Raw genomic sequence first — 12,419 nt, forward strand, 5'->3', positions numbered from 1 at the left:
TTGAAAAAAGTTAAGTGGTTAGGAGCAATTACAGTATTGTCCGGTGCGGCATTAACTTTAACTGCTTGTGGGAATAACAACAATAATAATGCTAGCGATAAGAAGTTAGCTTTAAGGAAGCAGTTCCTAAGAAACAAGTTAAAAAAGGTGGAACATTAAAGTACGCAATTGAAAGTGACTCACCTTTCACAGGTATTTTCTTACCAGAATTATCTGACACTTCAACTGATAGTGAAATTCAAGGGCCAGGTTTAGAAGGACTCTTCGCTGTTAATGATACCTATAAAATTAACAACAAAGGTGCAGCTACCTTCAAGTTAGATAAGGATGCTAAGACTATTACCATTGAAGTTAAGAAGGGCGTTAAGTGGTCTGACGGTAAACAAGTAACTGCTAAGGACGTTGAATATGCTTACGAAATTGTTGGTAATCCTAAGACTAAGACTTCAAGATATACAGATTCTTTAGCTAACCTTGTTGGGTTAGAAGAATACCACAAGGGAAATAGTGACAAGATTTCTGGTATCGAAATGCCAAATGGTGAAAATGGGCGAAAAGTCGTTCTTCATTTTAAGGAAATGAAACCAGGTATGCTTCAATCTGGTAATGGTTACTTCCTTGAAAGTGCAGAACCATACCACTACTTGAAAGACGTTCCATTTGATAAACTTTTATCAGATGATAAGGTTCGTAAACAACCACTTTTCTTTGGTCCATACAAGGTTCAAAAAGTTGTTCGTGGTCAATCAGTTACTTATGTACCAAATGAACGTTACTGGCGTGGTAAGCCAAACTTAGACAAGGTTACTATGGAAGTAATCGGAACTAACTCTGTTTCTCAAGCTATTAAGAGTCATAAGTTTGATGTTACTGGTGTGCTTAACGCTCAATGGAACAATGTTAAGGATACTAAGGGCGTTAACTTCATTGGTAAGATTCCTCTATCTTGCAACTACTTAGGCTTTAAGGTAGGTAAGTTTGACAAGAAGACTGGTAAGAACGTTGAGGATAAGAACGCTAAGATGAACAATGTCTCATTACGTAAGGCGATGGCTTATGCAATGAACATTGACGCTGTTACCAAGCGTTACGGCAATGGTTTGTCATTTAGAATTAACACATTAATCCCAGCACAATTTGGCGACTTCTCTGATAAGAGTATTAAGGGTTACCCATACAACTTGAAGAAAGCTAACGAGTTATTAGACAAGGCCGGCTACAAGAAGAAGAAGGGTGAAAAATACCGTCGTCAACCAAATGGTAAGAAGTTAACTATTAACGTTGCTGTTCGTGGTACACAACCTAATGCTGAAAAGATCTGGACTAACTACCTCCAACAATGGCAAAAGATTGGCTTAGATGCTAAATTTGTTGGTGGTCGTCCAATGGAATTCAACTCTTGGGTACAAGATGTTCAAGCAGATAGTCCTAAGATTGATGTCTTTGAAGGTGGGTGGAGTTTATCATCTGAACCATCACCAATGGACCTTTACAGTGAAGGTGCTCCATACAACATGGCTCGTTTTGTTTCTCCAACTCAATCTAAACTTCTTACTAACATTGATTCAACTAAGGCCTTCAACCACAAGTACCGTGTACAAGCATTTGATAAGTGGCAACAATGGATGTATGACAATGCCTATGTTGTACCTACCACAAACAGTTGGTCAGTAACTGCAGTTAACAACAAGGTAACTGGCTGGTCACTTAAGCCATCTGCAAATTCATGGTATGATGTTGGCTTTACTAAGTAATTAAAATAAATTTTCCTATAATCCTCATATATCAACAAAAATTAAATTTTTAAATAATATTTCATTAAATAAAATTTTCATAGTTATATTCCTTCAGAAGACTCTACTTTTGCCAAGTAGGGTCTTCTTTTTGTATCAATAATGATACCGATTACAAGTATAAAAAATAAAATTGAACTATACCAATACTTGATAAAAGACTACAAAGCGCTATTATATTTAACTTTAATTTATATACCAATTAGGATAAAATATAAACATTGTGAATTCTGGAGGAATTAAATGTGGATAACTTTTTAATAGTTAGTCATGGTGAATATGCTAAGGCAACTCTAGCTAGCTGTGAAATGATTGCAGGAAAATTATCAAATGTAAAAGCGATTGCTTTTAAACAAACAATGAATCAAGATGATTTACTCGATGAGATTGCTCAAACTGCCGAAAGTTTTGAACAAGTGCCAACTATTATTGTGGATATTGCCGGAGGAACTCCTGCTAACGCTGCATTACGATATCAGCAAGAACATCCTGAAGTAAAAGTATACAGCGGTCTGTGCTTGCTACTTTTGCTAGCAGCAGTAATGGGAACTCCGATGGAGGAAGCAATCAAACAAGCTAAAGAAAATATGGCGCCTGTTGGAAAGGTAACTGAAGATAAGGCCACCTCAAACAAGGAAGAGTCTCATCAAAGTAACGAATTAAATGAAAATGCGGAAGTAGAACCACAAACTATGCATAACGTTCGAATTGATGAAAGACTTATCCACGGACAAGTTGCGACGATGTGGACAAATGCATTGCGATTAACGCGAATTATGGTAGTTGGAGATGATATCGTAAAGAATGATATTCAAAAAACAGCCTTAAAGACCGCATGTCCGCATGGCGTTCACTTAAGTATTTTGACTGCTAAAGGTGCAGCCAGAAGAATTAATGAAGGAAAATATAAGGGTCAAACCGTTTTAGTATTAGTTAAAAATCCTGGAGTTTTACGTCAAATGGTTGATAATGGTGTGAACTTGCCTGAAATTAATGTTGGAAATATGTCTACTAAGGCTGATTCACGTCAAGTTGCTAAGAGTGTGGCTGTTACTGCAGAAGATGTGGATAATTTTAACTACTTAAATGAGCACGGTTGTCATCTTTATCATCAAATGGTGCCGGCAGAAGACAAAGAAGAATTTATGGAGTTATTAAAAAAGTAAAGGGAAGATAAGACAATGACAATACAATGGTGGCAGATTTTATTACTAACTTGCCTAGCATTTTGGGCAATTATTGATCAATTGACTGTATCAATTGTGAATAATCCTTTAGCAATTGGGATGATTTCAGGAATTATTATGGGTGATATTACAACTGGGCTGGCAGTTGGAGCAACGCTCCAATTAATGGTCTTAGGGGTTTCAACATATGGAGGAGCCTCAATGCCGGACTTTATGACTGGTGCAATTGTTGGTACAGTTTACGCCGTTATTTCAGGAAAAGGTGTGCAGTTTGCAATTGGTTTGGCAGTTCCAGTAGGACTCTTAATGGTCCAACTAGATGTTTTGGCCAGATTTGCTAATACTATTTTTCAACATCGAATTGATACTTTTATTAAAGAAAATAAGCCAAATGCTGCAGCAAGAAATGCATTGTGGGGAACATTTACCTGGGGATTTTCACGTGCAATCCCAGTTTTTATCTTACTTGTAGTAGGAAATGATGTTGTTAAAGCAATTCTACGAATAATTCCAGCTTGGTTGACTGATGGGTTAAAAGTATCGGGGCATATTTTGCCAATTGTTGGTATTGCAATTTTACTTAGATACTTACCAACTAAAAGATTTATTTCTTATTTAGCAATAGGCTTCATTGCAGCAGCTTACTTAAAAATGCCAATGCTAGGGGTAGCGTTGCTGGGAGCAGCCTTAGCTTACCTTCACTACACTCGTGAAGTAGAAAAATTAAATACAAAGAAAAATAGTTCAGAAAAAGTAACTGAGAGTGAAGAATATACAAATGAAGAGGGAGAATATGAAAACTAATTCAAATAAATTAACAAAAAAGGATCTTTTCCGAGCAAATTGGCGTTGGCTCTGGGCTAGTCAGTTATCTTGGAACTATGAAAAAATGATGGCTCCCGGTTACTTTTATACTGTTTTGCCATTTTTAAAGCGCTGGTACAAAGATGAAGAATTAGTTGAAATGATGCAGATGCAGTCACAATTCTTCAACGTGAATGCATTTGATGGAAACTTTATCATTGGAATGGATCTGGCAATTGAAGAAAAGCAAGGAAGTAAAGCTAATGAAACAATCGCCGGCTTAAAGACAGGTTTAATGGGCCCCTTAGCTGGAGTAGGAGACACAATTTTTGGTGCTATTATTCCTACAATCTGTGGATCAATTGGTGCATATATGGGATTACGAGGAAATCCTTTTGGAGCTTTCTTGTGGATAATTGTTAATTTGATTGTTTTATTCACAAGATTTGGCTTTTTAAACCTCGGTTATTCACAGGGAGCAAAATTAATTGATTCTGCTTCAGGTAAGTTAAATGCAATTACCGACTCTGCTATTTTACTTGGGGTTACCGTCGTTGGGGCTTTGATACCAACGGTAGTTAATGGGAAAGTCCCCTTTGTATATCGAGCAGGCAAAGTAACATTAAAGATGCAGACAATTTTAAATCAAATTATGCCATCTTTAGTACCTGTTTTACTTGTAGCTTTAGTTTACTGGTTACTAGGAAAGAAACATGTGACGTCCACTAAGATGATCTGGTTTGTTTTGATTTTAGGAATTGTTTTAAGTTACTTCCATATCTTAAGTGCCTAAAGCCAGCTTTAATATTTTTAATGCTGAAATGGAGGCTATTGTTCTATAATTAAAAGAAACAATAAGATTGATAAAGGGACTTTTATGAAAGAAAAAGAAAAGAACACCATTGTAGGACAATTGCTTACTTTAGATTTATTTGCAATGATTTGTGGCTATTATTTTATTGATACGATAAATATGTTTGTTAAGCGACAAGAATGGTGGTATGACCTACTAGTAGTGTTAATCGTAATTTGTGAGATGGTCTACAATTGCCTTCAGCTGCTAAACTATAAGAAAAAAATACCAAATTTAGTAGTTATCTTAACTAGCATTACATTAAGTGCAATTCTGAGTGGAATATATATTGGTGTGATTTGGGGTAATATTCAAAGTAAACAAAGTTATCAAAACAACGTATTTCTCGCAACTATCTGGATATGTATGCTGGTAATTGGCAATATAGTTTTGTGGAATAGATATAAGAAAAATAATTAAAAAATGCATTATTACTAGTTTCAAACTAGTAATAATGCATTTTTATATTTATTCAGAAAAATTATTCTACAACATGTCTCTCAAAGGGATCATCGGAAATACCTTTTTCTAAAATATCTCTTGACCATTGCTTAGCTGAGAAAAGGGAGTGATCGCGATAATTACCACAAGATTCAATTGTAGTACCTGGAACATCTTCCCAGGTAATGTTATCGCGAATTTCTTCAAGCGATTCTTTAAGTGCCTTAGCTACCTCTGTAGTAGATGGAGTACCCCAAACTAAGAGGTGGAAGCCGGTGCGACAACCAAATGGTGAACAATCAATATAACCATTAATGCGGTCACATAATAATCCAGCTAATAAGTGTTCAATGGTATGCAAGCCTCCAGTAGGAATGGCATTTTCATTAGGCTGAACCAAACGAAGATCAAAATTACTAATTTTCTCGCCTTTTTGTCCTTCTTCAACAGTAATTAAACGAACGTAAGGTGCCTTAACTTTAGTATGATCTAATTCAAAACTTTCAACTTTACCCATAATATTTCCCTCCGTTAAAAACTTTTCCAAATATTATTTGCTATCTTAACAACAAATTTAATCTTTTTCCATTGATCAACTTCACTTAAAATGTTTCCTTCTTCAGTAGAAGCAAAGCCGCATTGGGTACTTAGAGCCAAATTATTCAAGGGTACTAATTGGCCGGCTTCCGTGATGCGTTTTGCGATTGTAATCGGATCTTCTAATTCGCCATTTTTTGAAGTAATCAAGCCTAGAACAATAGTGACATTATCACGATTATTCCAAATTTGCTTAATTGGTTTTAAATCACCAGCACAATCACTGTCATATTCTAAGAAAAAGCGATCATAGTTTAACTGACCAAGATATTTCGCAATTGGTTCATATCCACCAGAAAAAAGAAAAGTCGACTTGAAATTTCCACGACAAATATGTGTAGCAATTGTTAGATCAGCAGGCAGATTTTCTATTGACTTATTAATTACATAAACAGACTCTTCTGCTAATTGAACATATTTTTCATATTCTTTGGAATCATTTTGTGTTTCGTTTAATTTACTGATCAAAAAAGCCCAAGTAGTATCATCAATTTGAATATAGCGACAACCTAAATCATAAAAATGTTTGATTGTTTTATTGTAGGCTGTAGCTAGGTCATCTAAGTAAGCTTTTTTATTATCGTAGAAGTTAGGCCAATTATCAGAGCGATTGTCCCGAAATAGTAGAGTTGGAGAAGGAATCGTTTGCTTAGCAATTGCATTTTTTACATTAGATTTAACAAATTTAAATGCTTCAAAAAAAGGATGGTCAGGATTATAAGCAATTTTTCCAGATAGCTCTGCATTATCGGTCCTAGTTTTAGCACCGTAGAACTTATAGCTCTCTTTGTAATCATATTTAGCAACGCCATTTAATCCCCACAAGAAGTCAAGATGCCACCAACTACGACGAAATTCACCGTCTGTGACTGCTTTTAGTCCTAATTCTTCTTCTTTTTGAATTAGCTTTTTAATTTCTTGATCTTCAATTTTAGTTAGCTCTTCTTGTGAAATCTTTTCCTGATTGAAATTCTTTCTTGCTTCTTTTAATTCTTCTGGTCTTAAGAAACTACCAACAATATCGTAATGTGCTAATTTTGTCATCAAATCTACCTCCTAATTTTAACTAAAAATTTCTTTTAAATATTATCTGAAGATCCGCTGACAAGAGGGATCAGAGAATGTAAGCTGCACATTCGATTAAATACCTGTTCACTAAAATATTCTTTTTTGATATTCAAAATAATCCCTCCTTTGAATTTAATAAACTAATTAAGCAAAAGAAAAAGCGCCCCAAGTATAGTTTTTAAACTACACTAGGACGCTTAATAGCGTGTTACCACCCCGCATTCGAATTAATCTTACAATTAATTCCTCACTAAGTACTCCAACATTTGGAAGACTCGGACATGATAACGAACGTCAATCGTAAATTGCTTACTTAAATTAGCTTGCACTTTAATTTAGCTCCAAGACCATCTTCATTACATCAGCAACATCGGCTTGCACCTAATTCGACTCTCTGGGGGATGCTTTAAGTAATTCCTCATCTTTTATAAGCTTTAATTAATTTTGTTGTCATAATATTACAACGCTTAAAAAATAATGTCAATAAAAGTTTTTAGTAAGCTATTCAACTTCAGCATCTACATCAGATTTTTCATTATTAAAAGTATTCCAGTTTAGTTCTCCGGTACGCTTAGCAGTGATAACACCAGCAACCATTGAGTCGTTAACGTTAAGAGCAGTTCTAGCCATATCAACAACTGGGTCAATAGCAATTAAAACACCTAAAACTGTTACTGGTAGGTTAAGAGCACCTAAGACCATTAGAGTAGTAAAGGTAGCACCGCCACCAACACCGGCAACGCCGAAACTAGAAATAACGTCAATTACAACTAAACTTAAGACAAATTGCCATGAGAAAATGTTAACTCCAACAAGTGGGGCAGTGATTGCTGCTACCATTGATGGATAAATACCTGCACATCCATTTTGACCAATAGTTAAACCAAAGCTAGCAGCAAAGTCGGCAATCGTATCACTTACTCCCATTGATTCACGTTGAGTACGTACGTTAAGTGGTAAACTACCACCACTAGTTCTAGAAGTGAAAGCAAAGACTAAGACAGGCCATGCCTTCTTGAAGTAGGTAATTGGATTAATTCCGTTAATTAAAAGTAGAACTGCATGAACAATGAACATAACAGCAATTGCAAGGTAAGCAGCAACGATAAAGACAAGTAGTTTACTCATTGTTGCAAAACTGTTAGTTGCAGTAGTTCTAGCAATCAAAGCAAAAATTCCATAAGGAGTGAGTTCAAGTACAATCTTAACTATGCGCATGATAACTGCACGTAAGGCTTGAATACCGCGTGCAAATGTAGCAGCTACATCTGCTTTTTCTTTCTTAATTTGTAAGAAGGCAATTCCAACAAAAATAGAAAAAATTACTACTGCAATTGTGCTAGTTGAGCGCATTCCAGCAAAATCTGCAAAAATATTTTGTGGGAAGAAGGATGTTATTTGTTGAGGAAGGGTCAAGCCTTTTAATTGAGCTTGATGATCTTTAATAGAGGTAAGAGCAGTGGAGGATGCAGACATTCCCTTAGCAAAGCCAGCCCCACCTAAATTAAAAATAGCTACACTACTGAAACCTAAGAAGGAAGCAACAGCTGTAGTTCCTAACAAAATAGCTAAAACACTGGTAGCAATTTTTCTAATCTTAGTAGTCATTTTTAGTTGAGTGAATGCACCAACTAAAGAAACAAAGATTAGAGGAATTACTAGCATTTGTAGTAAGGAAACATAGCCATCTCCAACAATGGAAATCCAGTCGATACTATTTTTTACAATATTACTATTAGCACCAAAAATTAATTGAAGGGAAACGCCAAAGACGATTCCGACGATAAGGGAGAGGAATACTAATTTAGTAAATCCCCAATTCTTTTTATGCAAGTAAGCTATACCAGCTAGAATAGCGATGGCCACTAAAACAACGAGAGTAGTTTGCACTTTATTCAACTCCAATTCTAAGCAAACAAAAAAGAGCCATTTGCCTAATGCCAACAGCTCTTGAGAAAAACCATAGTTATAACTTTGAAAAGCTAGTTTCTAACTAGAGAAATTCTTGAATGAACTAATGACTGTACGCCAAATAATTGCCAAATTTTTTGACAATTGCAACAACAAGAATTTGCTTGACGTACATTAAACATAATCATTAGCTCCTTTCTTACTTTTCACAAGTTATATTATCGTATAACTTACTTTTAGTCAACATCTAATTTTAAAAATAATTTATATTCCATAAATATATATTATGTCAACTTTATATATAAAATACTGCATATAAACATTGCAAGCCCTTTCGTTAGTGGGTATAATCAAGTTGAAGAGACGTAGATTTATGAGGTGAAATAAAATGGCAGAACCTAAATGGTTACAAGGCTTAAAAGAAGAAGATTATATTAAAGAGGATTTTGATGCTACTGGTAAATCACGCTACACAGTCGAAGGTGTAGATAAAAATGATCCAGATTGGTTAAATAAAGCTGCTAAAAAAGTACATGCAGCCGAAGGCGACGATTATGTAAAGCTTGATGCAGGTCTTCTTACTGTTAACCAAATTAACTGGATGCTTCGTCGTGCATTTGGTGAATTAACTTATGTAGATGATAATAATCAATTCTTGTGGTATAACAGACCAACTGATCCAAATAAGAAAATGCTCGCTAAACGTACGCCAGATCAAGTTGGTGATACAATGGGCGCTGTTCATCCAGATATTCGTAATGTTATTCCTGAAGCCAAGAAAGTTATTTATGCTTTAAGAAACAAGATAGATGGCCATGATGAAGTGAAGATGCCCGTACCTAACGGCAATCGCCATAAGTTGATTCTCCATGACTACAAGCGAATTGAAGATGACGAAGGAAATTACGTGGGAACTTATGAATGGGTACAAGATATTTATCCATTTGTGAAGTACTTCTGTGAAACTACTGGTCAAAAGCTAGTAGATGATCCGGATGCTACAACGGGTGCAACTTATAAGAGAGATGAAGTTGATACTGCAACTGGTGCATCTAAGCATGAAGAGCATGTGGAAAAGAAGCAAGAAGAAACTGATACAAGTTCCGGTGCTTCAGAGTATTAATTGAATAGAAGTTGAAAATAAAAATGCCGTTAAATCTTGGTAGTAGTGAACCTTGATTTAGCGGTATTTTTGTTTTGATCAATATAGAGAAATTGAATTATATAAAAATATTATTATTCTACTTATTCTTTTCTTGCAATAAGTCACGAATTTGGCGAAGATATATTTCTTCGTTAGTTGGTGCAGGATCCTCTTCAACTTCTTTTTTAGGTGTAATTTTGTTAACTAACTTAATTAAAAAGAAGACAACTAAAGCAATAATTAAGAAGTTAATAACAGCATTTAAGAAGCTACCGTATTTAAATGTAGCTTCACCAATAGTGAATTTTAAGTTGGAAAGGTCAATTTTTCCAATAAATAATCCAATTAGAGGATTAATTAAATCTTTGACTAAAGAATTTACAATTGCTGTAAAAGCAGCCCCGATAATAACCCCGATAGCTAAATCCATCATGTTACCCCGAGAAATAAATTTTTTGAATTCTTTAACCATGGTTGATCTCCTTTCAAAAAAATACTTATTAATTAAAAATTATATCAAAAGTAGAAATGGTAACGCTAGGAAAAACGTTAGAAATCAATCTAACGTTTTTTAAGATAATTAATTATGCTTTTTTCTGTTAACTTTATCGCTAATAAGTCCAAGTAGAGAGGCTGCAGTGGCAAAGGCTAAACCGAGAATACTTATATCCGTTGTTTTTGTACCAGTTTGAGGTAAAATCTTTTTCTTTTGAACTGATACATTCTTAGTGTTTTGACGGCTCACTTTTATGTTCCATTTTATTCTTTCCTCAATTATGAATGTTTTTTAATAAAATAACATTTTAGCTTTCTAAAAGAACATTATACTCCATATTTAAATAATGTATTATTAGATAAGGAAAATAGTCTGGTGCTAGTAGGGAAAAAGACAAGCTAAAGGTAAAAAAACGACTTAAAAAAGTAAACATAAAGATAAAAAATACGTGTTTATTGAATCATAAGAGTAGAAAAATATATAAAAATTTAAGTGAAGATGATTACCAAGATAAAGAAAACGCTATCTAAAATTTAAATGACACTTACCCGCATATTTAAGGAAAATTGTAAACTCTTGTTTTCAATTTATTAACTACTATACTAGATAAAGATGCTTTTTTGATAAAAATGCGGATAAGGCACAATATATTGTGTGACCTAATATAAAGAAAGAGGAGTTAATACATGGACAATTCCACATCATTACAGGAAGATCGTAAAGAAAGAAAGGATAATTACTTCGTTTGGCTCTTTAAGCAATTACACGGTTGGCCAGTTCAAAATTATATGCTTTGGTTCTTTGCTTTTGGCTTCCAATTAGCTATTTTGATTCAGAATAAGATTACTACTTTAACAGTAATTACTTTTATTGGTACATTGCTTGGGACTTTATGTGTTTTAGCTATTAATGCAACGAAAGCAATTAATGGATGGTTAGGATTAATCTCAGCAGCTTGTTTTATTTATGCCGGGTTAGCTGCTAAAAATTACCTTTCGATTTTTGAACAAATTGCTTATATTTTAACTTTAGACTTACCAGTTATTATTTCAGTTAGATCTTGGAATGATGATACTAAGAATCACTTACGTAAGTTTGGTACTAAAGAATGGATTGTTGCTATTGTTGGTACATTAGTTGTTTACGCTGTATCTGGCTACTTGATCGGTAAATTTACTAATGATCCACGTCCTTGGATCGATGCTATTAGTTTTGCGATTTCGTTAACTGCTGGTATTATGTGTTTCTTACGCTACAACAATCAATATTTCTGGTGGACTGCTAGCGGAATTTTCCAACTAATTCTTTGGGGTGTTACTTATGCACAAGGAGATGCAACTTTAGCAATGGCTGTTAACTCCTTAATTTACGTTGTTAATGATGTTTTAGCATTTACCGTTTCACCATGGTTCAATATGGGAAGAAAACGTGAAGGATTAAAGTCTATTAAAGACTAACAGTAATCAAAATAAGTTAAAATTAGCATGTCGAGTTCGACATGCTTTTTTTATTTGTGAGGTATCAGAGATGAATGAAAATTGGACTGAAAATTATAAAAAAGCTGCACAAGGTAATGACTATGTAAAGTTAAATGCGGGACTAATGAAAGTAAAAGATCTCGATAATTACCTTTCTTCATTTCCTAGTAGTTTGCTTAGTTTTAATAAGACTGGAGAATTTACATATTATAAACAATTACCAGGGATGAATTATACTCCTCCAGAACTCGGAGAAAATATTGCGGCTCTTGGCCAAACAGAGAGTGAAAAGAAGCAATTAACAGAAATATTCCATAAGTTAAGCACAGGTGAAGCAAAAGAATTGCATTTTGTAGATCAAACTAATACCCAAAAAAGATTTATGGTAGACACATATCGGGCTATTTTTGATAAAGACCATCATTTTGCTGGAATTAATGAAACTGTTCAAGATATTTATCCACTTGTGGAATACTACTTAAAAGAAACCGGACAAAAATTGGTTGATGATGCCAATAATCCTAAAGGAGATATTTATCGCAAAAATCAAAGAATTGATGCAGAAAGTGGGGCCTCGGAACTATAGTGAATTGACAGAAAACTACTTTTTCTTAAAATATAATTAAAAATAATTTGGGGGATGGTAA

12 protein-coding genes and 1 pseudogene are annotated in these 12,419 nt (G+C 34.4%); 8 read left to right on the forward strand and 5 right to left on the reverse strand.

Annotation, left to right across the window (positions count from 1 at the left end; translation table 11 throughout):
* The 5 genes and pseudogenes from HMPREF0528_RS08300 to HMPREF0528_RS08320 all read left to right on the forward strand — a co-directional run bounded on the left by HMPREF0528_RS08300 (nucleotide 1) and on the right by HMPREF0528_RS08320 (nucleotide 5,057).
* A pseudogene (locus tag HMPREF0528_RS08300) lies at nucleotides 1–1,754 on the forward strand (oligopeptide ABC transporter substrate-binding protein).
* A gap of 284 nt (nucleotides 1,755–2,038) precedes the next feature.
* Nucleotides 2,039–2,959, forward strand: a complete 921-nt coding sequence (locus HMPREF0528_RS09130; protein ID WP_004896596.1) for a PTS sugar transporter subunit IIAB — start codon at nucleotides 2,039–2,041, stop codon at nucleotides 2,957–2,959.
* 15 nt (nucleotides 2,960–2,974) lie between these two features.
* Entirely contained in the window at nucleotides 2,975–3,784 is an 810-nt protein-coding gene (locus tag HMPREF0528_RS08310) for a PTS mannose/fructose/sorbose/N-acetylgalactosamine transporter subunit IIC (protein ID WP_004896597.1), read from the forward strand.
* Entirely contained in the window at nucleotides 3,759–4,577 is an 819-nt protein-coding gene (locus HMPREF0528_RS08315; RefSeq protein ID WP_201781065.1) for a PTS system mannose/fructose/sorbose family transporter subunit IID, read from the forward strand. Before HMPREF0528_RS08310 ends, HMPREF0528_RS08315 begins: the two co-directional genes overlap by 26 nt.
* Before the next feature lie 84 nt (nucleotides 4,578–4,661).
* Nucleotides 4,662–5,057 (forward strand): hypothetical protein, encoded by a 396-nt coding sequence (locus tag HMPREF0528_RS08320; RefSeq protein ID WP_004896599.1) that lies wholly within the window; start codon nucleotides 4,662–4,664, stop codon nucleotides 5,055–5,057.
* A 61-nt stretch (nucleotides 5,058–5,118) separates the two neighbouring features.
* On the opposite strand, the gene HMPREF0528_RS08325 is transcribed toward HMPREF0528_RS08320, so the two are convergent.
* The 3 genes from HMPREF0528_RS08325 to HMPREF0528_RS08335 all read right to left on the reverse strand — a co-directional run bounded on the left by HMPREF0528_RS08325 (nucleotide 5,119) and on the right by HMPREF0528_RS08335 (nucleotide 8,633).
* Nucleotides 5,119–5,595 carry an S-ribosylhomocysteine lyase gene (locus tag HMPREF0528_RS08325; RefSeq protein WP_034525406.1) on the reverse strand — a complete coding sequence of 159 codons (477 nt, stop codon included), beginning with the start codon at nucleotides 5,593–5,595 and terminating at the stop codon, nucleotides 5,119–5,121.
* 14 nt (nucleotides 5,596–5,609) lie between these two features.
* The gene (locus tag HMPREF0528_RS08330) at nucleotides 5,610–6,719 is read right to left on the reverse strand and encodes a vitamin B12 independent methionine synthase (protein WP_004896601.1); all 1,110 of its coding nucleotides are present in this window, start codon (nucleotides 6,717–6,719) and stop codon (nucleotides 5,610–5,612) included.
* A gap of 525 nt (nucleotides 6,720–7,244) precedes the next feature.
* Nucleotides 7,245–8,633: an L-cystine transporter gene (locus HMPREF0528_RS08335; RefSeq protein ID WP_034525407.1), complete on the reverse strand. Its 1,389-nt coding sequence runs from the start codon at nucleotides 8,631–8,633 to the stop codon at nucleotides 7,245–7,247.
* Nucleotides 8,634–9,042: 409 nt separating this feature from the next.
* Between HMPREF0528_RS08335 and HMPREF0528_RS08340 the strand changes: the two genes are divergently transcribed.
* The gene (locus HMPREF0528_RS08340) at nucleotides 9,043–9,777 is read left to right on the forward strand and encodes a PAS domain-containing protein (protein ID WP_004896603.1); all 735 of its coding nucleotides are present in this window, start codon (nucleotides 9,043–9,045) and stop codon (nucleotides 9,775–9,777) included.
* 118 nt (nucleotides 9,778–9,895) lie between these two features.
* Here the strand turns inward: HMPREF0528_RS08340 and mscL are convergent, their stop codons facing one another.
* A complete protein-coding gene (mscL, locus tag HMPREF0528_RS08345; protein WP_004896604.1) occupies nucleotides 9,896–10,270 on the reverse strand; it encodes a large-conductance mechanosensitive channel protein MscL in 375 nt (124 codons plus the stop codon).
* Between the two features lie 108 nt (nucleotides 10,271–10,378).
* Entirely contained in the window at nucleotides 10,379–10,543 is a 165-nt protein-coding gene (locus tag HMPREF0528_RS09135) for an LPXTG cell wall anchor domain-containing protein (RefSeq protein WP_004896605.1), read from the reverse strand.
* A 437-nt stretch (nucleotides 10,544–10,980) separates the two neighbouring features.
* On the opposite strand from HMPREF0528_RS09135, the gene pnuC reads away from it, so the two are divergent.
* Entirely contained in the window at nucleotides 10,981–11,751 is a 771-nt protein-coding gene (pnuC, locus tag HMPREF0528_RS08350; protein ID WP_004896606.1) for a nicotinamide riboside transporter PnuC, read from the forward strand.
* A 70-nt stretch (nucleotides 11,752–11,821) separates the two neighbouring features.
* Nucleotides 11,822–12,358, forward strand: a complete 537-nt coding sequence (locus HMPREF0528_RS08355; RefSeq protein ID WP_004896607.1) for a PAS domain-containing protein — start codon at nucleotides 11,822–11,824, stop codon at nucleotides 12,356–12,358.
* The last annotated feature ends 61 nt before the right edge of the window (nucleotides 12,359–12,419 follow it).

The organism is Lactobacillus johnsonii ATCC 33200 (genome assembly GCF_000159355.1).
GTDB classification, from domain to species: Bacteria; Bacillota; Bacilli; order Lactobacillales; family Lactobacillaceae; genus Lactobacillus; species Lactobacillus johnsonii.